The sequence below is a fragment of the Streptomyces geranii genome (assembly GCF_002954775.1).
GTDB classification, from domain to species: Bacteria; Actinomycetota; Actinomycetes; order Streptomycetales; family Streptomycetaceae; genus Streptomyces; species Streptomyces geranii.
On sequence record NZ_PJME01000020.1, the window covers coordinates 112043 to 135936 of the forward strand.

The 23894-nt window shown below is 71.3% G+C and carries 19 protein-coding genes; 10 read left to right on the forward strand and 9 right to left on the reverse strand.

The window, feature by feature from the left end; genetic code table 11:
- Window positions 1-2: 2 nt before the first annotated feature.
- The 5 genes from CW359_RS25475 to CW359_RS25495 all read right to left on the reverse strand — a co-directional run bounded on the left by CW359_RS25475 (window position 3) and on the right by CW359_RS25495 (window position 6431).
- Window positions 3-1754, reverse strand: a complete 1752-nt coding sequence (locus CW359_RS25475) for a hypothetical protein (RefSeq protein WP_105972443.1) — start codon at window positions 1752-1754, stop codon at window positions 3-5.
- A 2-nt stretch (window positions 1755-1756) separates the two neighbouring features.
- Complete coding sequence (locus tag CW359_RS25480; RefSeq protein WP_105972444.1) at window positions 1757-2659, reverse strand: carbohydrate ABC transporter permease; 903 nt, start codon at window positions 2657-2659, stop codon at window positions 1757-1759.
- Complete coding sequence (locus CW359_RS25485) at window positions 2656-3579, reverse strand: carbohydrate ABC transporter permease (RefSeq protein ID WP_105972445.1); 924 nt, start codon at window positions 3577-3579, stop codon at window positions 2656-2658. The genes CW359_RS25480 and CW359_RS25485 overlap by 4 nt, the downstream gene beginning before the upstream one ends.
- Window positions 3580-3701: 122 nt before the next feature.
- Window positions 3702-5024, reverse strand: a complete 1323-nt coding sequence (locus CW359_RS25490; protein WP_105972446.1) for an extracellular solute-binding protein — start codon at window positions 5022-5024, stop codon at window positions 3702-3704.
- A gap of 276 nt (window positions 5025-5300) precedes the next feature.
- On the reverse strand, window positions 5301-6431 hold the full coding sequence (locus CW359_RS25495; protein ID WP_232838593.1) for an ROK family transcriptional regulator: 1131 nt from the start codon (window positions 6429-6431) through the stop codon (window positions 5301-5303).
- Window positions 6432-6775: 344 nt separating this feature from the next.
- Between CW359_RS25495 and CW359_RS25500 the strand changes: the two genes are divergently transcribed.
- The 5 genes from CW359_RS25500 to CW359_RS25520 all read left to right on the forward strand — a co-directional run bounded on the left by CW359_RS25500 (window position 6776) and on the right by CW359_RS25520 (window position 13283).
- Complete coding sequence (locus CW359_RS25500) at window positions 6776-7684, forward strand: N-acetylglucosamine kinase (protein WP_105972448.1); 909 nt, start codon at window positions 6776-6778, stop codon at window positions 7682-7684.
- 198 nt (window positions 7685-7882) lie between these two features.
- Window positions 7883-9844, forward strand: coding sequence for a phosphatase PAP2 family protein (locus tag CW359_RS25505; protein WP_105972449.1), 1962 nt, complete (start codon window positions 7883-7885; stop codon window positions 9842-9844).
- Between the two features lie 98 nt (window positions 9845-9942).
- On the forward strand, window positions 9943-11676 hold the full coding sequence (locus tag CW359_RS25510; RefSeq protein ID WP_105972450.1) for an ArnT family glycosyltransferase: 1734 nt from the start codon (window positions 9943-9945) through the stop codon (window positions 11674-11676).
- A gap of 47 nt (window positions 11677-11723) precedes the next feature.
- On the forward strand, window positions 11724-12647 hold the full coding sequence (locus CW359_RS25515) for a MurR/RpiR family transcriptional regulator (RefSeq protein ID WP_105972451.1): 924 nt from the start codon (window positions 11724-11726) through the stop codon (window positions 12645-12647).
- 252 nt (window positions 12648-12899) lie between these two features.
- Window positions 12900-13283, forward strand: coding sequence for a hypothetical protein (locus CW359_RS25520; RefSeq protein ID WP_105972452.1), 384 nt, complete (start codon window positions 12900-12902; stop codon window positions 13281-13283).
- A gap of 34 nt (window positions 13284-13317) precedes the next feature.
- Here CW359_RS25520 and CW359_RS25525 read toward each other — a convergent pair whose 3' ends face one another.
- On the reverse strand, window positions 13318-14007 hold the full coding sequence (locus CW359_RS25525; RefSeq protein ID WP_198655379.1) for a peptidoglycan-binding domain-containing protein: 690 nt from the start codon (window positions 14005-14007) through the stop codon (window positions 13318-13320).
- 289 nt (window positions 14008-14296) lie between these two features.
- Window positions 14297-15379, reverse strand: coding sequence for a helix-turn-helix transcriptional regulator (locus CW359_RS25530; protein ID WP_105972453.1), 1083 nt, complete (start codon window positions 15377-15379; stop codon window positions 14297-14299).
- A gap of 344 nt (window positions 15380-15723) precedes the next feature.
- Here CW359_RS25530 and CW359_RS25535 point away from each other — a divergent pair, with 344 nt between their 5' ends.
- The 5 genes from CW359_RS25535 to CW359_RS25555 are packed head-to-tail and all read left to right on the forward strand — an operon-like array spanning window position 15724 to window position 21564.
- Complete coding sequence (locus tag CW359_RS25535; protein ID WP_105972454.1) at window positions 15724-16755, forward strand: sugar ABC transporter substrate-binding protein; 1032 nt, start codon at window positions 15724-15726, stop codon at window positions 16753-16755.
- A 9-nt stretch (window positions 16756-16764) separates the two neighbouring features.
- Window positions 16765-18585 carry a sugar ABC transporter ATP-binding protein gene (locus tag CW359_RS25540; protein ID WP_105972455.1) on the forward strand — a complete coding sequence of 607 codons (1821 nt, stop codon included), beginning with the start codon at window positions 16765-16767 and terminating at the stop codon, window positions 18583-18585.
- A complete protein-coding gene (locus CW359_RS25545) occupies window positions 18582-19562 on the forward strand; it encodes an ABC transporter permease (protein WP_105972456.1) in 981 nt (326 codons plus the stop codon). The genes CW359_RS25540 and CW359_RS25545 overlap by 4 nt, the downstream gene beginning before the upstream one ends.
- A 23-nt stretch (window positions 19563-19585) precedes the next feature.
- Window positions 19586-19822, forward strand: a complete 237-nt coding sequence (locus CW359_RS25550) for a hypothetical protein (protein ID WP_105972457.1) — start codon at window positions 19586-19588, stop codon at window positions 19820-19822.
- Window positions 19819-21564, forward strand: coding sequence for an amidohydrolase (locus tag CW359_RS25555; RefSeq protein WP_105972458.1), 1746 nt, complete (start codon window positions 19819-19821; stop codon window positions 21562-21564). Before CW359_RS25550 ends, CW359_RS25555 begins: the two co-directional genes overlap by 4 nt.
- Window positions 21565-21611: 47 nt before the next feature.
- Here the strand turns inward: CW359_RS25555 and CW359_RS25560 are convergent, their stop codons facing one another.
- Both CW359_RS25560 and CW359_RS25565 read right to left on the reverse strand, forming a co-directional pair.
- On the reverse strand, window positions 21612-22328 hold the full coding sequence (locus CW359_RS25560) for a gamma-glutamyl-gamma-aminobutyrate hydrolase family protein (RefSeq protein WP_105972459.1): 717 nt from the start codon (window positions 22326-22328) through the stop codon (window positions 21612-21614).
- The gene (locus tag CW359_RS25565; protein ID WP_105972460.1) at window positions 22325-23815 is read right to left on the reverse strand and encodes an aldehyde dehydrogenase; all 1491 of its coding nucleotides are present in this window, start codon (window positions 23813-23815) and stop codon (window positions 22325-22327) included. Before CW359_RS25565 ends, CW359_RS25560 begins: the two co-directional genes overlap by 4 nt.
- Window positions 23816-23894: the final 79 nt, after the last annotated feature.

Genomic DNA, 23894 nt, shown 5'->3' on the forward strand with positions numbered 1-23894 from the left:
CGTCAGTCCTTCGTGCCCGGGGTGGCCGTGGCCTGGTCCTTCCGGTGGGCGCGCAGGGCGACGGTCAGGGTGTGCGGGCCGAGTCCGCCGATGTAGAGGCGGTTCCCGGTCGTCGCGTCGGTGCCACCCACCACGGTGTAGTCCTGCCCCGGGTCGTAGCGGAGTACGTCGCTCCGGTCCGGTCCGGCGAGTGGTTCGCCCGCCTCGACGGTGACCTCTACGCGGATCTCGTCGGCACCGGCGCGGTAGGTCATCGGGCCGGTCGGCAGGCACCAGCGGCCGTCGCCGAGCGGGACGGCGCCCTCCGGCTCGCCGCCCGGACGGAAGGCCAGTTCGAGGGACCAGGGGACGCGGGGTCCACTGATGTCGATCCGCAGGTCGGCGCCGTCCTCGCGCAGGTCCACCTCGACGCGGGTCGTGTGGGAGACCTCGTCCTGGGGGCGGTCCGGGAAGGCCATCGAGGCGGAGAAGCGGCCGTCGTCCACCAGCCGGTAGACGCCGTCGTCGCGCCTCTCGTCCTTCGGGAGCGGCTGGTAGTAGGCGGCCGTGAGGGTCTGGGTGAGCCGGTAGCTGTTGTCGGCGGACTGGTCCATCTCGGCGGCGCGGAAGGGGCCCAGGTCGAAGAAGCCCCGCGAGAGCCGGACCGAGTCGAGGACGGCGGCACCGGCGAACAGGCGCAGGAAGGTGGGGTTGCAGGCGAGGCCCGAGCGGATGCGCCGGTGTTCGGGCACGTCGGAGCCGCCGTACACGACCGTGTGGGCGGTGGCCGAGGCGCGGTTGGCGAGGCGGGCGGTGGTGAGGTAGCGGTCGCGCGGGAGTGGCTCCGGGGTCGGGGCCGGCAGGGGGCGGCACAGGTCCGGGGTGAGGAGGGTCTCGGCGAGCAGGTCGGGGTCGTCGATGCCGCCTGCCTCCGCCAGCCGGGCCGCGCGGGCGAAGTCGCCGCGGCCGGTGCGGATCGCGAGCAGCCGGTAGTGCGGCAGGTAGGGCGCCAGCGGGAAGGGGCCCTTCTGGTCCTGGCGGCGCGAGTGGACGGTCTCGACCGTGCCGTCGGGCCTGATCAGGTCCAGGGTGGTGGCGAGGTTGCGTTCGACGGCGTACAGCAGGTCGGCGCGGCCGAGGACCTCGGCGAGCAGGAGCAGCGACGGGTTGGAGACGTGGGCCGCGTAGTTGGCGCTGCGTTCCGAGTACAGGCCGTCGGCGTCGATGTCGACGCCCTCGGAGAGCCACTCCTCGACCCGGTCGAGCAGGCGACCGTCGGGGAAGGAGCGGTGCAGCCGGGCCAGTGCCGCCGACAGTTCCCAGCGGTGGTTCGGGGTGTGCACCCCGCCGGCGAGGAGGCTGCCGGTGGCGGCGCCGGCGATCTCGGCGAGCGCGGCCGTGACGTCGTGCAGTCCCGGGCCGCCGGCGGCGGCGAGGAGGTGCGCGTCGCACACGTCGTTGACGGTGAAGCCGGAGTCCGGCGGCGACTGCACGTTGTCGCCGCCGGCGAAGAGGCCGGTGCCGGTCTGGGTGGCCCGGAGGGCACGCAGGTGGGTGAGCGCGGCGGCGACGGCCGCGCCGCTGCCGTGCAGGGCCGAGTCCGGGGAGCGGTAGGCCGCGATCAGGGTCTTCGCCCGCCGTGCCAGACCACGGTGCGGCACACCGGCGGGTTCCTCGTCGGGGCGGGCCGTCAGCGGGACGGCCTGCCGGTCGGCGGCGCGGGCCGCCGACCGGACGAACTCGTGGTCGGACTCGGCGTCGAGCGGGCTGGGCACGGTCAGTCCTTCAGTCCGGCGTTGATGTCGGCGTTCATGACGTACTTCTGGAACACCAGGAAGATGACGATCAGCGGGACCATGGAGATGACCGAACCGCCGAGCAGCACCGACCAGTTGATGTTCTGTGCCCCGACCAGGCTCTGGATGCCGATCTGCACGGTGAACTTCTCGGGGTCGTTGAGCATCAGCAGCGGCCAGATGTAGTCGTTCCACCGCCACTGGAACGACAGGATGGCGAGCGTCAGCGCGATGGGCCGGGAGAGCGGCACCATGATCCTCAGGAAGATCGACAGTTCCTTCGCGCCGTCGATCCGGGCGGCCTCGATGAGTTCGTCGGGGACCGTCAGGAAGAACTGGCGGAACATGAAGCACCCGGTCGCGGTGAGCAGAGCCGGGAGGATGATGCCGGCGAGCGAGTTGTAGAAACCGAGGTCGCGGACGACCAGGAACAGCGGGGCGAGCATGACCTCGGCCGGCAGCATCGTGGTGGCCAGGATGCAGAGGAAGAAGGCCTTGAGCCATCGGTTGTCGTACTTGGCCAGCGCGTAGCCGGTGCAGCAGCTGACTCCCACGGTGAGGATCGTCGCGATCAGACACACAAGGGTGGTGTTGATGAAGTACTGGGCGAAGTTGGCGCTTGCCCACGCCGCCTTGTAGCCGGACACGGTGGGGTGTTCCGGGAACACCGTCAGCGGAAGGGAGAACAGGTCTCCCGCCGGCTTGAAGGAGCTGAGGACGAACCACAGCACCGGAATCCCGTAGAGGCCTGCCAGGAACCACAGCAGAGTCGTCGGGGCGATCGCGCGCCGAAGCCCGCCGGTCGCCGATCCACGGCGCCGCTTCTTGGGGACGGCCCGTACGGAGTCGGCGTCGGTCTTGCGCGGCATGTCTGTGGTTGTCATCGGTTCTCCACCCGCCGGTTGACCATCATCTGGATGATCGCGACGCCCATCAGGATGAGCATGAGCACGAACGACGCGGCGCTCGCGTAGCCGATCTGGCCCGATTTGAAGCCGGTCTGGTAGATGTACTGGACGAGCAGGTTGTTCGACGTTCCGGGTCCGCCGTTGTTGAGGGAGGCGAACACCGCGTATTCCTTCATCGCGTGGATCGTGTTGAGCAGGATGACGATGAAGGAGGTCGGCGCGATGCTCGGCAGGGTGATGCTGATGAACTGCCGCCACGGACCGGCGCCGTCGAGCGAGGCCGCCTCGTAGTACGACGTCGGTACGTTCTTGATCGCCGCGATGAACAGCAGCATCGAGAAGCCCGTCCAGGCCCAGGACGCCGCCACCACGACCACCAGCAGCGACAGGTCCTCGTTCGACTGCCACGGAACGGCGCTGCCGCCGAGCTTCTCGATGAAGTAGTTGACCAGTCCGAAGTTCTCACCGAACAGCCAGCGCCACAGGACACCCACGATGATGGGCGACAGCAGCCACGGGATGAAGAAGAAGAGGCGGGCGACCGACGCGCCCTTGGCGTGCTTGCTCACCAGCACGTTGGCGATGACCAGCGACAGCACGAAGTTCAGCGGGACGAAGAGCACGGTGTACAGCAGCGTGCGGGTCGTCGCGTCGTAGAAGGTCGAGTCCCCGAGCAGTTTCTGGTAGTTGTCCAGTCCGACGAACTGGAACGACCCGATCCCCGTGTAGTTCGTGAAGGAGTAGACGAGCCCGATCACCGCCGGCCAGATGAAGAACAGCGCGAAGAGCACGACATTGGCCGCGATCAGGACGAGCGGCGCGAGGGTGTACTTACTGCGGCTCTTGCTGCGGCTCTTGGGCGGGCTCACGGACACGTCCGAGGCTCGTTTTGTCATCTTACTGACTCCGTGCTGGGGATTGGGTTGCGGTGGGCTCACGCCATGAGCCCGGCGTCATACGGGCGTCCAGGTGCGGGCGGCGGCGTGGTCGAGACCGCCGCCCGCACCTGAGCCTGAGGTCAGCCGCCGACCTGCTGGTTGTAACCGTCCACGATCTTCTGCAGGGCCTCGTCGGCCGTCTGCTCGCCGTTGACCGCCTTGCCGATCTCAGCCTTGGTCGGGTCGTCGGTGAGGCTCTTGCCCTTCAGCACCCAGCCCGTCTGCGCGGAGTTGAAGTAGCCGGAGATCGGGGCGTAGAGCGGGATCGACTCGTTGTAGAGCTTGAACGCCGCCTGCGCCGCCTCGGACTTGAAGGGGTACGTCGGGTTCAGGCCGCTCTCGACCGGCAGGAAGCCGGACGCCTCGCACAGCGCCTTGTAGTTGGCCGGCTCGTACAGCCAGGACAGGAAGTCCTTCGCTGCCTTGGCCGCGTCGGCGTTGTTGTTGAAGCCCACCGTCATGCCACCGCTGTTGACGTCGCTGGCCTGCACCGGCTCGGCGGGGGTCGGGACGCTCGCCCAGTCGAACTTCGTGATGCTCTCCGCGAAGGCGGGCACCTGCCACACGCCGGACCAGTAGGCGACGACGTCACCGCTCTGGAACATGGCCGACGGGTCGGCGCCGCTGGTCCACACCGACTTCGGGATGGTCTTGTCGTCGTTCCAGCCGACGAAGGTGTTCACGGCCTTCTTGGTCGCCGCGTCCACCGAGAACTTGCCGGAGGAGTCCGCGTGGACGCCCTCCCCGCCGAACTCGTAGATCATGGCGCGCAGCCGGGACGCCGACTGGTCGAACGTCAGGGAGTACTTGGCCTTGGTCTTCTCGCGGACCTCGTCCGCCGCCTTGATGAAGTCGGTCCAGGTCCAGGTCTTCGAGGGGTCGGTCGGGTAGGAGACGCCGGCCTTGTCGAAGAGCGACTTGTTGATGAACATGCCGGACGCGGTGACGTCCGAGGGGATGGACAGCACCTTCCCGGACGAGTCCTTCGCGACGAAGTTGGCGTTGATCTTGTTGGTCGCGTTGTCGGCGATCGACTTGAGGTCGATCAGCTTGCTCGACCAGATCGGGTCCAGCGCCGGCACGGCCGCCACGTCGGGCAGCGAGTTCGCCTGCGCGGAGTTGCGCAGCTTCGTCGTGTAGCCGTCGTAGGGGATGTTGACGAGCTTGACCTTGACGCCGGTTTCCTTCTCGTACGCCGCCACCGACTTCTTCCAGCCCGCGTCCTGACCCGGGACCGTGGAGATCCAGAACGTCAGCGACTTGGACGTACCGCCCGAGTCGGAGCCCCCGCCACAGGCGGAGAGCAGCATGGCGCCTGCCGACGCGGCGGCAGCGAGGGGAACCAGGCGGCGCATACCGCCGCGGCCGAGTCGGCTGGAGTGCCGCACACCCACAGTGGTCATCTTCGATCCCTTTTTTTCGGTAGGGGGCAGAGCACGGCGCCGACCGAGGCGGCACGGGTGCAGTTTGCAGGAAGGTCGCTCTCCGGGGGGCGCAGCCTCGCCCGGCCGCGTCGTCCACGCGGGGCGGGATCCCCGGCCTGCTGGCCGTCACCGCACGGGCACGCCCTCGTGCGGTTGCCGTACGTCGAAGTAACGGCGGGAGGCTCACCCCAAGTCGGCGTCCCGGCCGACTTAGAAAGCGCTTGTCCGGACATTGGCAGACCGAGTCCGAAACCGTCAATCCTTCGTCCGGGCCGTACGGGTCACGGTTTGGACTCCTCTCGCGACGGCGAGCCGTGCGGCCCCCACCACGGTGCCGAGATCACCGACCTGGCTGCTGACCACCTCGGTGGGCCAGCTCAGCCGCTCCAGCTCGGCCCGCACACCCGGCAGGAGCTGCGGAAACGCGCCGGTGCTGCCGCCCAGGACGAGCAGTCCGGGGTCCAGTACGGCGGTCACGGCGGCGGCCAGCCGGCCCACGTCCACGGCGTGCCGGTCGACGATCGCGCGAGCCGTCTCACTGCCCTGGCCGGCGAGCGAAAACAGCCGTTCGGCGGTACGAGGGCATGAAACGTCGGATTCCGGCCAGACTTCGGCGGCCCGGCGCAGCAGGGAGCGGGCGCCGATGTACTCCTCCAGGGCCTCGTGGCGGGGCTCCAGGTCGTCGTCCCAGGGATAGGGCAGCCGGGCCAGCTCTCCGGCCGCTCCGTTGGCTCCGGCGAGCACCTGGCCGCCCACGACGATGCCGAGACCGATACCGACGCCGATCCGCAGATAGCCGAAGGTGTGCCTGCCGCGCGCCGCACCCTCGTGCAGTTCGGCGAGCGCGGCGCAGTTGACGTTGTTCTCCAGGTGGACGGGCACGCCTGGCGGCAGCGCGACGGCCACCGCGTCGTAGACGGGTCCTGCCTTGGCGGTCGCCGGGCGTTCGGTGCCCTCCTCGGCGCGCGCGGTGACATCGCCGACGGCCACCACGATCGCGCGCAGCGGAGCGTCGGCGGGCAGCGCGCACAGTGCCTCGCGCACCACGTCGGCGGCCTCCTCGCGGGCGCCGGTGGCCTCGGCGAGCAGGGTGCCGTCCAGGGCGCAGCCACGCACCCTGGTCAGGGCGGGGCCGAGGTCGACGGCGAGTACGGAGCCCGCCGCGGGGCCAAGTGCGTACACGGCGGCGGAGCGGCCGGTGCCGCCGGAGGCGATGCCCGAGTGGGCGGCGAGTCCGGCGCCCTCCAGCTCCGCCACGGCGGAGGACACGGTCGGCTTCGACAGGCGTGCCAGACTCGCGAGCTGCGGCCGGGTGGCCGTGCCCGCCCCGGCCAGTACGGCGAACACCGCGCTCGCGCTCTCGGTCAGGCGGGGGGCCTTCGCCACATCGTGTTCCACAGTCTCCCCAAGGTCGAGGGCCGCGCTCCCCCGGCGGCTCGATGTCGTGACCTCGATGTCGTGGGATGCGGCGACGGGACGCCCTGGTACCGCGGTTTCCCGCCGCGTTCCGGCCCGGTGGGGACGCCGTCGCGGTCGAGTGCGCGCTACCTCTTGACACGCACTGTACTTCGTTAGTTAACTTCCTAACGAATGTCACGGTACTCGCCTGCCGTGTCCGTCCAGAGGCCCGTCCCGGGGCTTCCATAGTTCTTCTGCACATCAGGTTTTCCCTGTTCCAGGCACGGTTCGCCCACCGTCGCAGCCACAAGCGCGACGACGAAAGAGGATCCGTGCAGGACTCTCCCTTCCCGCGCCCACTCGTCGTGGGCATCGACGTGGGCGGTACCAAGACCCAGCTCCGCGCCGACACGGGGAGCGCCACCGTCGTCGATCATGTGCGTTCGAGCAGTGGCTGGCGGCCACACGACCCCGTGGCCGCCGTCGACTGGCTGTGCGCCCTGATCGACGAGGCGCTGCCCGCGGGCACCCTTCCCTCCTCCGTGGCCGTGGGCGGTCATGCCTGCGAGACGCCCCGGCAGTGCGAGGGGATCCGCTCCGTGCTCCAGGAACGTCTGGGTGTGCCGTGCCTGGTGGTCGGCGACGCCGAACTCCTGGTCCCGGCGGCGGGACTGGACAAGGGGGTCGGCCTGGTCGCCGGCACCGGCTCGGTCGCCGTCGGGCGGCGTCCGGACGGCACGCTCGTCCAGGTCGGCGGCTGGGGTGCCGCGCTCGGCGACGAGGGCGGCGCCGCCGGTCTCGTGCGCGAGGCGGCACGCGCCGTCTGGGCCGCCCACGACCGGGGCGAGGCACCCGACGCACTCGCCGAGGGTCTCGTCTCCGCTTTCGGTGTCGCCGAAGTGCCCGCGCTGGGCGCGGCGTTGGAGAGCGCCACGGACGTCTCGGCCGAGTGGGGCCGGCACGCTCCGGTGCTGTTCGAGGCCGCCGCGAAGGGCTCCCTGATCGCCGACGAGGTGATCGCCGAGGGCGGCAGGTCACTGGCCTCGCTCGTGGTGCTGCTCGCCGGACGCGGGGTCCCGGTGGACGACGTGGTGGTGTCGGGCGGTACTGTGCTCGCCCAACCCGCCCTGCACGACGCGTTGTTGGCTTCCCTTGCCATACTCCTCCCCGGCGCCCGGCTGCGGCCGTTGCGGGTGGCGCCGGTGACGGGTGCCGTGACGCTGGCCCGTTCACTCGTATGACACGCTCCGGTCACTGAGCCAACCCCGGCCGGACATCGCTCGACCGTAGATCTTCACCCGTACGACTCACCCTCATCACAGGCCACTTGGGGCCGGCACGTCCGACGTGCTCGCCCCGGGTTCCCGTCGAGGTCCGGTCGTCGCCGCACCACCCTCCCTCCTGGCCGTACGGCCGAAGCACTCCAGAGAGGCACGCGCATGCCGTCCACAGACGGACTCCACTCCACCGCGTCGTCGGGCCGGTCCGCCCTGAACCGGCGGAGCGTCCTCAAGACCTCCCTGGCCGCCTCGGCCGGTCTGGTCGTCGCCCCGACCGTACTCACCTGGGCGAGCGTCGAAGAGGCGAGCGCCGCGACCGGCAGCGCCTCCGTCGAGGCGAGGTCCGCGACGACCGCCGTCGCGTTCGTCGACTCCTACACGACCAACATCGTCGCGAACCAGACGCCCGAGACCAACGCGGTGCTCCGGATCCTCGGCGGCTTCGCCAAGGTGTGGAAGACCGGCGCCGCCTGGAACACCGGCACGCCGCTGCAGGCCGACGTGCTGCGCGCCAACGTGCGCTACTGCATCCGCATCACCCACGCCCGCACCGAGGCGCAGGCCAGGGAGGCCTTCGTCTACGACCGTCAGCACCAGAGCTACGCGATCATCGCCGCGCTCGGCCCGCTGGCCGACCTGTACAAGGCGGGCGCCAAGGCGGTCACCTCGATCACGGCGGCGCCGGACACCACGCCCGCGACCACGATCAGCGACGCCGTCCCGGCCGGCGCCCCGGCCGGCTCCGCGATCGGCGCGGGCTCGTACACCTCGGACCTCGGTCAGGTGGCGAAGCTGGTCGACACCGTGCGCGGCCCGTTCGCCTCCGGCAACCCGGCCAAGTTCGCCTTCCAGTACCCGCGCCCGTGGCGCATGAACGAGCGCAGCGAGGTCGTCCCCACCGGCGCGACCGACGCGCTCGGCTTCCCGGTGTACGAGTCCGACGTGGTCGTCGTCACCCAGCTGCTGCGGCAGCGCGGCACCAACCCGGCGGAGGACGGCGGCTTCCCCAGCGGCCACACCAACGCCTTCCACCTGGCGGCGCTGGCGTTCGCGTACGCGGTCCCGGAGCGCTTCCAGGAGATCGTCACCCGCGCCTTCGAGCTGAGCCACACCCGGATCATGTCGGGCATGCACTCCCCCGTGGACGTCCTGGGCGGCCGGATCATGGCCACCGCCCTGGCCGCCGCCGCCCTCGCCGACCCGGCGAACGCCACCCTCAAGGCCGCGGCGCGCGCCCAGGCCCTCGCCTACTTCCAGGCGCAGACCGGCACCACGGCGGACACCCTGAACGCGTACGCCCACTCGGGCACCGACGCGTACTCCGACCGGGACGCCAACGCGTGCACGATCGAGCCGAAGCTGACGTACATACTCAACCGCAAGGGCCGCGACCAGGCGCTGACCGTGCCCAAGGGCGCGGAGGTGCTGCTGGAGACGCGTCAGCCGTACCTGGACGCGGAGCAGCGGCGCGCGGTGCTGCGCTCGACCGCGCTGCCCGCCGGGTACGTCCTGCTGGACGGCGACGAGCAGTGGGGCCGGCTCAACCTGTTCGCCGCGGCGGACGGTTACGGCTCCTTCGAGTCCGACGTGACCGTGTCGCTGGACGCGGCGGCGGGCGGTTTCGGTGCGGCCGACACCTGGCGCCACGACATCGACGGCCGGGGCGGGCTGACCAAGAAGGGCACCGGCACGCTCACCCTGACCGGGCACAACAGCTACACGGGCGGCACCGTCCTCAAGGAGGGCACGCTGGTCTCCTCCTCCGCCCACGGCCTCGGCCACGGCGACGTCCAGGTCCAGGGCGGCACGCTGCGGGTGACCGAGCCGGTCCAGCTGCACGGCACGTACTCCCAGAAGTCGGCGACGCTCGCGGTGACCCTGCGCGCGGGCCGCCGCAAGGAGGTCGTGACGGTGACGCGCCGGGTGAACCTGGAGAAGGGCAGCGTCCTGTCGCTGACCCTCGACTCCGAGAAGCAGCCGGCCGTCGGCAGCGTCGTCTCGGTGATCGAAGCCCCGGTGGTGCGCGGGCAGTTCGACCGTATCGAGGTCGACTCGGACAAGGTCCGCGCGGTGCCGGTCTACACGTCCGAGGGTCTGTCGGTACGACTCCTGAAGCGGTAATGCACGCCGCGGGGCGGGAGCTGGTGCGAGAGTAGGGCCATGGCCCGGCTCCGGATCACTCCCGCCACCGCGCGGTCGGCGTCGCCGCGGTGCGGACGATGACGCGCGACCGGCACACGCTTCTCGCCCCCGGGACTCCCCCGGCGGAGGTGCTCCCGGGTGCCGCTCCCGCCCCGCCCGCGGCGCCGACTCGCCGCGCCCTGCTCCTCGCCCGGCTGAGACGCCACCGGCGCGTCCTGGTCCCGCTCGCCGTGGCCGTCCTGCTCCTCCAGCTGGCCGTCGCGATGATCACCACGGCGGTCGAGCAGACGCCCACCATCGACGAGCCCGTGTACGTCGGCACGGCGGCCGTCTACCTCCACGAGCACAGCCTGCGCCTCAACCCCGAACACCCGCCGCTGGGCAAACTGATCGTCGCCACCGGGGTGTTCGCGGCCGACCCGCACTTCGACCGGCACTACACCGGCAACCAGGGCCAGGTGGGCCGCCATCTGCTCTACGAGTCCGGCAACGACCCCTGGCGCCTGATGCTGTGGGCGCGGCTCCCGGTGATCGTGCTGACGCTGCTGTTCGGCCTGGTGGTGTTCGCCTTCGGCACCGAACTCGCCGGTGCGCGGGGCGGGTTGGGGGCACTCGCCCTGTACGCCTTCTCCCCGGACGTGATCGCGCACGGCTCGCTGGCCACGCTCGACGTCCCGGCGGCCGGGTTCGTCCTGACGTCGGTGTGGCTGCTGTGGCGGGCCCGGCGACGGCCCCGCCTGTACCTCCCGCTCGCCGGGGTCGCGCTCGGGGCGGCCGTGGCGACGAAGATGAACACCCTGGCCGCGCTCCCGGTACTGCTCCTGCTGGCGGGCCTGTCGGTGTGGCACGCCCGGCGGACCCCTGCTCCGGAGGCCCGCCGCAAACTGCTCCTGCGGGCTGTCGCGGGCGCGGCTGCGGTGGCGCTGGTCGCGGTGGCCGTCGTATGGGCGTCGTACCTCGTCGTCGACCCCCGGCTGCGCTGGGCGCCGACGGCCGGCCAGGTCCCGGCGGTGCACGGACTGCGCGGACATCTGATCGGTCTGCTGCCCTTCCCCGAGGCCTACCGCGACGGTCTGCGCATGCAGTTCGGCCTGGAGAACGCGCACTGGGAGGGCTTCCTCTTCGGGCGGCACTACGAGGGTTCACTCTGGTACTACCTGCCGGCCGCGCTCCTGGTGAAGACACCGCTGGGCATGCTCGCGCTGTGGGCGGCGGGCACGGTCGCATTCGTGACGGTCCATCAACTCCGTCCGGTGGCACCCTACTTGCTGCTTCCCACGGCCGTACTGCTGGCCGCCGCGATGGAGGGCGAGCGGAACTTCGGGGTGCGGTACGCCGTCTTCGTGCCGATGTTCGGGGCGCTGGCGGCGATCGGTGTGCTCGCGCTGCGGCGGCGGTGGGTGCCGTTCGTCGCGGCGGGGCTGTTGGCGTTCGTGATGGTCAGTTCGCTGCGGACCTTCCCCTTCTATCTGCCGTACAGCAACGAGGCGTTCGGCGGTACGGCGAGGACGCACGAGCGGCTGCACGACTCCAACGTCGACTGGGGCCAGGACCTCGGCAGGCTCGCGGACCGGCTGCGGGACCGGTACGCGGGACAGCGGGTCTGGCTCGTCTACAAGGGCAGCGGGGTGCCGTCGTACTACGGGATCCGCTCCGCCGATCCGCGCCGGCAGCCCGAACGGAGGGTGCACGGACTGCTGGTGGTGTCGGACTCCTCGATCGCGAAGGCGAAGGGCGAGCTGGCTCGGCTGATCCACAGCAGCCACGAGGTCGACGAGGTCGGGCACTCGATCACGATCTTCCGCAGGTGAACGGTGAGCTATGTTGACTCGCTGTGGGAGACGAACGAGGCACATCGGTGCCATCGCCGCAGCAGGCACGCGCCCAGGCGTCCGCGATCACCTCGGGGAAGACCGCCCCCGAGGCCGAGGCGGCGCCGGCCTCCCGGCTGCGGGAACTGTTCGACGGACCCCGGCTCTCCCCCGGGCAGCGGCGCATCGCGCAGTACCTGATCGAGCACATCACCGAGGCCGCGTTCCTGTCGATCACCGACCTCGCGGACCGGGTCGGCGTGAGCCAGCCGTCCGTGACCCGGTTCGCGGCGGCCGTCGGCTTCAGCGGCTACCCCGCGCTGCGCGAGCGGCTCCAGGCCATCGCGCTCAGCACCCTCGCCAGCGCGCCGGGCACGGCGGAGGAGAACCGCAGCAACGAACTCCAGGAAGCCGTGGACGCCGAGATCGCCAACCTGGAGAACCTGCGGCGGGACTTCGCCGACCCCGACCGGGTGATCGAGGTCGGCCGCAGCCTGTCGCGCTCGACCCCGCTGACCGTGCTCGGGCTGCGCATCTCCGGGTCGCTGGCCGAGTACTTCGCCTACGCCGCCCGCCGTATCCACCCCGACGTACGACTGGTGACCCAGGGCGGCAGCGTCGCCTACGACGCGCTCCTGCAGTCGCGGGAGGCCGGGGGCACCTGGGCGCTGGCCTTCTCGATGCCCCGGCACGCGCAGGAGACGCTCACGGCGGTGCGGGTGGCCCGGCGGGCGGGGCTGCGGGTGGCCCTGATCACCGACCTGGCGCTGGGCCCGCTGGCCGACGAGGCCGACGTCACCTTCGCCACCGGCACCGGCTCACGGCTGGTGTTCGACTCCTACGCCGGGCCCGTGGTGCTGTCCGCCGCGCTGCTCCAGGCCATGACGGACGCCGATCCGGAGCGGACCCAGGGGCGCCTGGAGGAGTACGAGCAGAGCGCCGATCTGCACCAGTTCTTCCTACGGGACTGAGCCCGAGACGGGCGGTATGGGTGTTCATCCCGTTTTGTGGATGAATTTTTTCATACTTCTTGCAAAGCAGACGGCATATATAAATACTGCTCACGGACCCGCTGCCGCCGTCTCCTACCCGCGTCGGCGCCTCGGGTGTCCGGACGGGTGTCGCCTGCGCGAACGCCCGTTGCGGCCCCGGCCATCCCCTAGGCCGGGGCCGCTGAACACCGTCGCCACCCCGTCGACGCCGTACTCCCGGAAGCGAAGCCCATGCCTCTGACCTCCACGATCGCCACACGGACCGGCCCGGACTGGCCGTGTCAGGTCAAGATCCCCGGCAGCTACGACTGGGAACGCTCGGCGGTCAGATGGCTGCGCGAGCTGGTGCCGACGCGCTACGCGGGCTACCCGACGCTGATCCGCCACCCCGTCCTGCTGGCCCGCCACGCGCACATCCAGGTGCAGCACGAGATCCGGGTCGCCCGCACCGCCCTCCAGACGGCCCGCGCCGACCTGCCGGGCCTCGGCCTGAGCGAGTCGGTCATCGAGCACACGATCAAGATGTACGCCGCCGAGGTGCTCCAGCTCCAGCACATCGCCCGCAGCATCCGCGCGGTCACCCAGGCCCTGGTCGACACCCACGCCGCCCGCTGAGGGCGAACGAGGACGGCCCCCGAGGGCGCTCCGCTCAGGACGCCGTACGGGACTCCAGATCCTTGCGCGTGTCGTCGCCGTAGACACCGTTCTCGTCGCCCCGGATGCCGTACCAGAGCTGGAAGCGGGCCACGGCCTCGGTCAGGGCGGTGTCGTAACTGCCGCTGGTGGCGCCGTCCTTGTAGACGTCCGGGATACGCAGCAGCCGCTCCTGCAGATCGGTCACCTCGGGACCGCTGTCCCCTTCCCGGAGGGTGCCGGGCCCGTCCGGGTCGGCAGCGGCCGGCGCCGACTGGCTGGGCACGGCCGTGGGAGTCGCGGAGGGCAGCGGCCGGGCCTCCTCCCCCTGGGCATTGCCCGGCAGCAGCAGGGCGGACCCGAACCCGACCAGCGCGGCGGCCCCGACGGCGACCACGACGGCCGCCCGCCGCAGATTCGGCCCGAACCCGAACCCGCCGACGGCCGCTTGCGCACGCTCCCGCTCCTCGGCACGCCGGCGCGTCCGTCTCGGGACGACGGGCGGCAACTCCTGCGTCGCGTCCTCGGCCCCGGGCACCGGCCGGGGCAGGACCACGTCCTCGTACCCCTCGGGCATCCCGGCCATCGCCTCGTCGTGCTCCCGCATGAGCTGCGCCAGCGCCTCGGTACGACGCCGACGCAGCACACGCGTCGGCTCCAGGGTCCGGCGGCGTTCCGGCCGGCCCGGTGCGGGCGGTGTCGACACTCTGCTCCCCTTCCCTGCGAACGGCTGCACGGAGCCGAGGGCGGCTGGGCCGTCGGCTTCGTGGAGAGATACGGGGTGGGGGGCGGGTGGGTTCAGTGCGGCGGGGGTGGTTGTGGGGAGGGGGCGCGGGGACGGGTTGCGGAGAGGGGTTACGAAGAGGGGGGTACGGCGCCGCCGGGTTCGGTGCAGTGGGCCGCGCTCTTGGGGAACGTGGCGTGGGGCGTCGTACGCGGGCCGGGCTCGACGATGTGGCCCACGGGGTCCGGGGCCGGGTGCAGGAGCCCCGGGGTCAGCGGGACGGGCGGAGCTTGCGGGAAGGGCCGTGGCGGTCGGTGCTCTCCTTGGCGCCTCGTTCCACGAAGTGGCCCAGGTGGTCCGGGGTCGGGCGCAGCAGGCCGTCGCGGACCGCGAGGGCAGTCGCCTCGGCTCGGGAGGCGGCGCCTGTTTTGCGGAGCAGGTGTTCGATGTGGCTGTGCACCGTGCGCGGGGACAGGAACAGGGCCTGGGCGATGGCCTGGTTGGTCTGGCCGGTGGCGGCCCGGGTGAGTACCTCCAGCTCGCGCGGGCTCAGCCCGTACGGCAGTTCGGTCGGGGTTTCGTGGACCAGGACCGCCACCGCCGGGCCTGTCAGTCCCGGGGACGTGGTGTGGCGGTGCAGTGAGACGCGGTACCACGTGCCGTCGAGCGGCCACAGCAGTCGCAGGCGCCGGCCGCCCGTCTCGGCGAAGGCGCGCAGCAGCGGGCGGAATTCCTCGTCCGCCGCGACCCGGGCCCGCTCCCGGCCCGGCAGGTCGAGGCTGCCGCCGTCGGCGACCAGGCTCGCCGCGCCCTCGGGCGGCAGTCCGTGCAGGTCGCCGGTGTGTGCCGTCGGGTCGACCAGCGCGCCGAGAGCGGGGATCACGGAGGCGAGGAGGCGGCGGGCCTCGGTGTCGTAGGCGTCGGGGTGGCGGGTGGAGAGGGTGATGAGGCCGACGAGGCGCCCGTCGTGCCGGAGCGCCCCGGTGATCGCGTCGCGCAGACCGGCCGGGCGGACCCGCTCCGCGTAGAACCAGCCGTGCCGAAAGCGCTGGCCGGGGTCGTCGCCGGCGTCCTCGGAGATGGAGGGCGGCACGTCCTGGCGTACGACGTTGCGGTACCAAGGCGTGCCGACGAACTCGGCGGCCAGCGCCTGGGAGTTCTCGGCGGTGTAGCCGATACCGGCGATCTGGACGTGTGCGCCGGTCAGCGGGTCGATGGAGAGCAGGGTCGCCACGTCCAGCGGCAGCGCGCGGGCGAGTTCGTCCAGGGCCTGGGCGCAGGCCGAGACGGTGTCGCGCTCGCGCGTGAGCATGCCGATGCGGGTGGCCGCCGCGATCTGGTGGTGGCTGAGCATGCGTGCCTCCGGGGGCTGCCCGGGAGTCGTCCAGGAGTCGTCCAGGAGCGAAGTCGTTTGGCCCCTAACGCTAGGGGTGCGGCCCGTGTCGGGCAAGACGTTCACCGGGAAGTAACCGGATTGGTCCCGGACCGACCGCCGGGGTGGGGCGAGCGGGACGGGGTCGGTGTTCGACGGCCGATGTTCGACGGTCGGTATTTGTTTCGACGGTCGGTATTTGTACGGATGGTGCCGCGGCGCCCCGGGGTCTTTTCTGTTCGGCACGGCCGGTCCTCACCGCCGGCAGCGTCGCAAGCCCCTCGCAGCCCGTCCCCGACGGGCACGTCCCCCGGGAGAGCACCGCCATGATCACAACCCCGTTCGCCGACTCGGCGGCCTCGCGCAGACAGTTCCTCGCCTGGTCCGGCGCGGCCGTCGCCGCCCTCGCCGCCGCCGGCTGTTCGGCACCCGGCAGCGACACGGCGTCGTCGGGGCAGCAGGCCGCCGACGCCTCCCGCGAACCCCTGACGAAGATCGGTCTGGACTACCCGTTCACCCAACTCCCGCTCTACGCCACGCTGGTGAAGCTCTCCACCGCCGCCGCCAAGAAGCACGGCGTGTCCCTGCTGACGACCAGCGACGGCAGCAGCGCCGACACCCAGGCCACCAACCTCAACACCTGGGTCGCCCGCAAGACCCCCGCGATCGTGTCGTTCCCGATGGTGTTCGAGGCCGCCGAAGCGATCGCCAAGGCCGCGCTGGACGCGGGCCTGATCTGGGTGACGTACGGCGGCACGCTGGAGAACCAGAGCGCCGACATCCGGTTCAGTTTCCGGGAGGGCGGCACGCTGCTCGGCGAGGCGGCGGCCAAGTGGGCGCTGGAGAACCTGGGCGGCAAGGGCAAGATCGCCTTCCTCACCGACAGCACGATCGAACTGGGCCGCGAACGCACCAAGGGCATGATCGACGCCTTCACCAAGCTCGCGCCGGGCGTCGACGTGGTCGCCCAGGAGCAGGCCATCGACCCGGACACGGGCCTGAGCAAGACCAAGGCCGTGCTGGCCAAGCACCCCGACCTCAACCTGCTGCTCGGGGTCACGGATGCCTCGGCGTACGGCGGGTACAAGGCGCTGGAGCAGACGGGGCGGGCGAAGGACGACGCGAAGACGTTCGTCGGCGGCCAGGACGGCGCGGCGCCCTCGCTCCTCGCGATCAAGGCGGGCACCTTCTACCGCGCCTCGGCCGCACTCGCCCCGCAGGACATCGCGAACGCCATCGTCGACGTCCCGCTCGCGGTCGCCGCGGGCAAGGCGAACCCGGGCGTGGAGGTACCGATCGCGCTGGTCGGCCCCCGCGACACGGCGAAGATCGACGCGCTGCTCGCCCAGAACGGCTAGGCGGCCGTCATGACCGAGGCAAGCCTCCGGATCCGCGGGCTGACCAAGTCGTTCGGCGGGGTCCTGGCACTGGACGGCGTGGACCTGACCGTGCCGATGGGACAGGTCCACGCCTTGCTCGGCCACAACGGCGCCGGCAAGTCGACCCTCATCAAGTGCCTCGGCGGCGCGTACCCGCCGGACTCCGGCACGATCGAGGTGGGCGGAAGATCCTACGAACGCTTGAGCCCCCGCGAGTCCATCACGGCGGGCGTGGCGATCATCTTCCAGACGCTGAGCGTGGTCGACGCGCTCACCGTCTCCGAGAACATCTTCCTAGGCCAGGAGTGGACCCGGTACGGCCGGATCGACCGCCGCGCCCAGGAGAAGGTCGCCGCAGGCCTCCTCGAACGGGTCGCGGCGACCTGCTCACCCCGCGACCGGGTCGGTGAACTCCCCATGGGCCAGCGCCAGTTGGTGGAGATCGCCAAGGCCCTCAGCCGCAGCGCCTCGGTCCTGGTCCTCGACGAACCGACGGCCGCGCTGTCGACGGCGGAGAGCGACGCCCTCGCGGAACGCGTCGAGGACCTGCGCACCCAGGGCCTGGCCATCGTCTACGTCACCCACCTGCTGGCGGAAGTGGAACGCCTCGCGGACGCGGTGACCGTGCTGCGCGACGGCCGGATCGCCCACCAGTCGGTGGGGGCGGGCCAGCGGCGGCGCGACCTGGTCGCCGCGATCGCCGGCCGCACGGCGGACGGCGAGACGGAAGCCGGGGGCGGGCCTGTCGGAGACAGGCGTGCCACGAACCTGCCCGACGCGGACCGCCCTGCTGGAGACCGGCCTGACGGGAACAGGCCGGTCGGGGACAGGCCGGTCGAGGATGGGCCGGTCGGAGCCGCCTCCCCCGGCGCCACCGACACCACACCCCGCGTCACGACCTCCCCCGCCACTCCAGTGGCGCGGGGTGTGGGCTCCCCCGGCGGCGGCCTGGTCCTGGAGGGACTGCGCGGACCCGGGTTCGGGCCCGTCACCCTCGCCGTGGCCGGCGGCGAACGCGTCGGCCTGTACGGACTGATCGGCTCCGGTCGTACGCGCATCCTGGAGACCCTGTACGGCAGGCGCCGCGCGTCCGGCGGCACCGTGCGCGTCGGCGACCGTACCGTCGCCGCCGCCCGCCCCGGCGACGCGCTGGCCGCCGGGATCGCCCTGGTCCCGGCCGACCGGCGCCGACAGGGGCTGTTCCCGACACTCAGCGCCCACGACAACGCACTGCTCCCGGCGGTACGCCCACTGTCCCGCTACGGCGTACGCGCACTCGGCGCCGAACGGCGCGTGTTCGAGGCGCTGGCCGGCGCGGTGGGTCTGCGTCCGGCGCGGCCCCGGCTGCCGGCGGCCTCCTTCTCCGGCGGCAACCAGCAGAAACTGGTCCTCGGCCGGTGGATCAACCACACCCGTGACCTGCGCGTACTGCTCCTCGACGAGCCGACCCAGGGCGTCGACGTGGGCGCCCGCCAGGAGATCTACCGCGTCGTACGCTCCCTGGCCGCAGACCGGGGCACAGCAGTGCTGTTCGCCTCCAGCGACCCGGAGGAGATCGTCACCCTGGCCGACCGGTGCCTGGTCGTCGCCGGGGGCCGGGTCGTGGGCGAGCTGTCGGGAGCCGAACTGACGGAGGAGGCACTGCTGTCGGCGGTGCACGAGGCCTCCGAAACCTCTGCCTCGTGCGAAACCTCTGCTCCCACCGAAACCTCGGACCTGTCCAAAGCCTCTGCCCCCTCCGGCGCCGCCGACGTCTCCGAAACCCCACCCGCACACGAACCGTCCGCCCCCGCCGAAGGAGCAGTATGACCACCGCCGACTCCGTCCTCGTGCGCCCGCGCGCCCTCGCCGCGGGCGGTCTCGGTACCGTGCGACGCCATCCGCTGATCGTCGTACTGGCCGTGATGGTGCTGGTGTTCCAGGTGTCGACGGGGAGTTTCCTCGACCCGGCCAACCTGCGCGGAATCGCCACCGACGCGGCCACGCTGGCCATCGTCGCCGTCCCGCTGGCCCTGCTGGTGATCAGCGGGTATCTGGATCTGTCCGTCGGTTCGACGCTCGCCCTGGGCGGCCTGGTCGCCGGATGGCTGGCCGGGCAGGGGCAGTCGCCGGTGGTCGCCGTGCTGGGCGGCCTGGCGGCCGGAGCGGCGGTCGGTGCCGTGAACGGGGTGCTGTGCTGCTATTTCGGCCTCTCGGCGTTCATCGTCACGCTGGGCATGCTGACCGCCGTACGCGGACTGGCGCAGCAGCTGTTCCCGTTGCCGCTGAGCGGGTTCGGGTCCGGGTTCGCCTGGCTGGGCGGCTCGCGGATCGCCGGGATCGCGGCGCCGGTGGTCATCGCCGGGGTGGTACTGGTCGCGGGCGCCCTGTTCCTGGCGTTCACACCGGCGGGACGGCATGTCTTCGCGATCGGCGTGAACCGCGAGGCCGCGTATCTGTCGGGCATCAGCATCCGCCGTACGCCGTTCGCACTGTTCGTCGTCACCGGAGTGGCCGCCGCGCTCGCCGGCGCGATCAAGGCATCGGTACTGGACAGCACGGTCGCGGGGACGTCGGGGGCGGGGTTCGAGCTGACGGTCCTGACCGCCGTACTGCTGGGCGGCGTCGCTCTGACGGGCGGTTCCGGCTCGGTTCTGGGAGTACTGCTCGGCGTGCTGTTCCTCGGCAGCCTGCAGAACGGGCTGACACTGCTGGACGTGCCGACCTTCTGGCAGCAGATGGCGCAGGGTTCCGCTCTGGTGGCGGGGGCTGCGCTGGCGCACTTCGCTCCGCGGGCGGGGCGGTGAAGTCGGCTTGCGGGCTGTCGGCTGTGAACTCGATCAACACGGTTGCGGCCGACACCTCCATCAACACCGCCGCGACTGTGAACCCGATCAACATCGCCGCGACCGACACCGCCATCAACACCCCAGCGGCTGTGAACGCCGTCAACACCATCGCGGCCGTGAATGCCGCCGGCGCCAGCGCTGCCGTGAACCCGGTCAACACCACCACGCCCACCAACACCCCCAACACTGTGAACCCTGCGAAAGAGGTCCTCGCGTGAGCGACAACGGCAACAGCCACGGCAGCGGCAGCGGCAGCGGCAGCCACGACGACTCCCCCACCCTCATCCTGACCGGCGGTCAAGTTCTCACCGTCGACGGTGACTTCTCCGTCGCGGAAGGTGTCGCCGTGCGTGGGCGGGACATCGTTGCCGTCGGGAGTGACGCCGAGGTGCGGGCTCTCGCCGGGCCGGATACCCGGGTGGTCGAGTTGAACGGGCGTACCGTTCTGCCCGGTATCAACGACTCGCATCTGCACGGCGCCGCGTACGGGATGACCAAGCCGCCCTTCGCCATCGACGTCGGTCATCCGGCGGTTCGGTCGATCGCCGACATCGTCGCGACCGTCGGGCGGGCGGTGCGGGACGCGCGGGCCGGGGAGTGGGTGGTCGGGCTGGGCTGGGATCCCGGGTATCTGGCCGAGTGTCTCGACGATCCTCGGCGGTTTCCGCATCGGCGGGATCTGGACGCCGTCGCGCCGGAGCACCCCGTCTGTCTGACCGACTTCTCCTCGCACATGACCTGGGTCAACAGTGCGGCGCTGCGTGCCTGCGGGATCGACGCGGAGAGTGCGGCGCCCGGTGGTGGTGTCATCGACCTCGGGCCCGACGGGCAGCCCACCGGCATCCTGCGCGAGGCCGCCCAGGGGCTCGTGCAGGCCGGGCTGCCCTCCCCCACCGTCGCCGAGCGGCGCCTCGCCATCCAGGGGGTGGTGCGTGAGCTGCACTCGCGCGGGATCACCAGTTACACCGAGCCGGGGCTCGGGCCCGGCGGCACCGGGACCCTCTTCGGCGGGCTGAGCACCGACAACTGGACGGCGTACGCCGAACTCGCCGCCGAGGGTGAACTCGCCGCCCGGATCAGCGTTTTGCTCCTCCCCGCGCCCATGGGCGGTTCCGCCGACGACGTCCGCAAGGGGCTGGCCGTACTGCGCCGGCCCGAGTCCGCCGACCCCCGGCTCCTCAACGCCATCGGCGTCAAGATCTTCGCCGACGGGGTGCCGCCGAACCGTACGGCCTGGATGAACGACCCCTATCCCGAGGGCGGTCACGGCGCCCTGTGCGTGCACGGGGCCACGCCCGCGCTTCAGGTGGACGAGCTGCGCGAGATGATCCGGGTCGCGCACGAGGCCGGATTCCAGCTCGGGGTGCACGTCACGGGTGACCGGGCCATCGACACCGTCGTCGATGCCTTCGTCGCCGCCGATGCCGCAACGCCTCGCCCCGACGCCCGGCACTACGTCATCCACGGTGACTTCGTCGGGGCGGAGAGTCTGGCGAAGCTGGCGGCGCACGGGTACGGGGTCAATATGAACCCCGGCATCAAGTGGACCATCTCCGACCTGATGGACGAGGTCGTGGGGCCGGTGCGGTCGGCGTACCAGTGGCCGGTGCGGTCGGCTGTCGAGGCGGGAGTGCGGGTGTGCGCGAGTTCCGACGCGCCGATCACCGTGCCGGACTGGCGTCAGGGGGTGGCCGCGATGCTGCTGCGTGAGTCCAAGGCGAGTGGGCGGGCCAGTGGGCCCGAGCAGTGCGTGACGCTGGCCTCGGCGTTGCGGGCGTATACGGCGACGCCGGCTTGGCAGGACTTCGCGGAGGGGTGGAAGGGGTCGGTCGAGGTGGGGAAGGTGGCGGATCTCTGCGTGCTGGATCGGGGGTTGCTCGGGCTTGATCCGCATCGAATCACTGAGGTCGAGGTGGATCTGACCGTGTTTGACGGGAGAGTGGTGTTCGAACGAGGTTGAGAGTATCTGCGGGCCTGCGGGGGCTTGTCGCGCAGTTCCCCGCGCCCCTAGAGACGGTCTCCTGCCTCGACCAGCGCGTTGAACAGGGACTGTTGGGTCGGGTCCTCGTGTGCCGTGTCTTCCGGGTGCCACTGGACCGACATGAACCAGCCCTGGGCGTCCGGAATTTCGAGTGCCTCGATCGTGCCGTCCGCTGCCGTGGCCGTCGCCACCAAACCCGTGCCCGGACGGTCGACGCGCTGGTGGTGATAGCAGGACGCCTCCACCTTCTCCCCGTCAACCACCCGGGCCAGCAAAGAGCCCTGACTGATCGTCACCGGGTGCACGACATGCCGGTGTTCGCGTTCCGGGCCGCCCATGTCCTGGTGGAGAGTGCCGCCCAGGGCCACGTTCACGACCTGGAGGCCCCGGCAGATCGCGAGGAGGGGGAGGCCCGACTCCATTGCGGTGCGGGCCACTTGGAGGTCGAAGGTGTCCTGGAGGTCGTCGACGTCGTACACCGTGTCGTGGGTGTCGGGGGCGCCGTAGCGGTGTGGGGCCAGGTCTCCGCCGCCGGGGAGGAGGACGCCGTCGAAGCGGGCCAGGCGGGCGGCGACCTCGGGGTCGGTGCAGGCAGCGGGATGGATGGTCGCCGGTTCGCCGCCTGCCCGCCAGACGGCCTCGATGAGCGCACGGGCGTTGACCTCGGCGGCGTAGCGCAGTGCGGACGTCGAGGCGGCGAAGCGGGCCGGGATGGCGATGAGCGGTCTTGGTCGTGTCGTCACAGCTGGATCCAGGTCGTCTTGAGTTCGGTGTACTTCTCCAGGGCGTGCGCGGACTTGTCGCGGCCGTTGCCGGACTGCTTCATGCCGCCGAAGGGGACGGTCAGGTCGCCCTCCTCGTAGCAGTTGACCCAGACCGTGCCGGCCTTCAGAGCCCGCGAGACCTGGTGGGCGGTGGTCAGGTTCGAGGTCCACAGGCCGGCGGCGAGGCCGTACTCGGTGGCGTTGGCCAGCCGTACCGCCTCGTCGACGTCGTCGAAGGTGAGGACGGACAGGACCGGGCCGAAGATCTCCTCACGGGCGAGGCGCGAGTCGGCGCTGACCTGGTCGAAGACTGTCGGCTCCAGGTACGTGCCGCCGGTTCGCTCCAGGACTCGCGTACCGCCCGTGCGCAGGCGGGCGCCTTCCTCCGTGCCTGTGCCGATGTGGTCGAGTACGCGGTCCAGGTGGGCCTCCCTGACCAGCGCGCCCATCTCCGTGGCGGGGTCGAGGGGGTCGCCGACGCGCAGTTCGCGTGCTCGGCGGACGATCGCGTCGGTGACCTGTTCGGCGACGGAGGAGTGGACCAGGAGCCTGGAGGGGGCCGTGCACATCTCGCCCTGGTTGAAGAAGATGCCCCAGGCCGCGGTGGCGGCGGCCTTCTCCAGGTCGGGGGCGTCGGGGAGGATGATGTTGGGCGACTTGCCGCCCAACTCCAGCCAGACGCGCTTGAGGTTGGAGTCGGCGGAGTAGTGGAGGAAGTGGCGGCCGACGGCGGTGGAGCCGGTGAACGCCAGTACGTCGACGTCGGGGTGGAGGCCTAGTGCACGGCCGGCGCCCGGTCCGTCGCCGGTGACGACGTTGAGGACGCCCGGTGGCAGTCCGGCCTCGGTACCGAGTCGGCCGAGCGCCGACGCCGAGAGGGGGGAGTTCTCCGACGGCTTCAGGACGACCGTGCAGCCGGCGGCGAGCGCCGGGGCGACCTTCCAACTCGCCAGCGTCAGCGGGAAGTTCCAGGGGACGACCGCTCCTACGACGCCTGCCGGTTCGCGGGTGACCAGGGCGAGCGCGTCGGGGGCGGTGTGCGGGGACTCGTCGGTGAGTTTGTCGGCCAACTGGCCGTAGAAGCGGAAGGTGTTGATGGCGGCGCGCAGTTCGATGTCGTGCGCGTCCGTGATCGGCTTGCCCATCTCCAATGTCACGGTGAGGGCGAGCGACTCCCGCTGTTCTTCCAGGAGTTCGGCCAGTCGGAGCAGAATCCGGCCCCGCTCGGCGGGTGCCAGGCGTGGCCACGGGCCGGTGTCGAAGGCCCTGCGGGCGGCGGCTACAGCGGCGTTCACCTCGGCGGGTCCGCCGTCGGCGACCTCGGTCAGTACCTGGCCGTCGCGCGGTGAGACGACCGCGAAGGTGGCGCCGCCGCCGGGTTCGTCCCGGCCGTCGATGTGGTGCGCGCCGTACACCACCGGCGCCTTGGCTCGGCTGAGCCACTCGTCGTGGGTGACAGGCGACATGCGGGCCTCCAGAACTGGTGGATATGCGAGGGGGGTTGAGGGGACGTGCCTCCGGAGCGGCCGATGCCGCTCCGGAGGT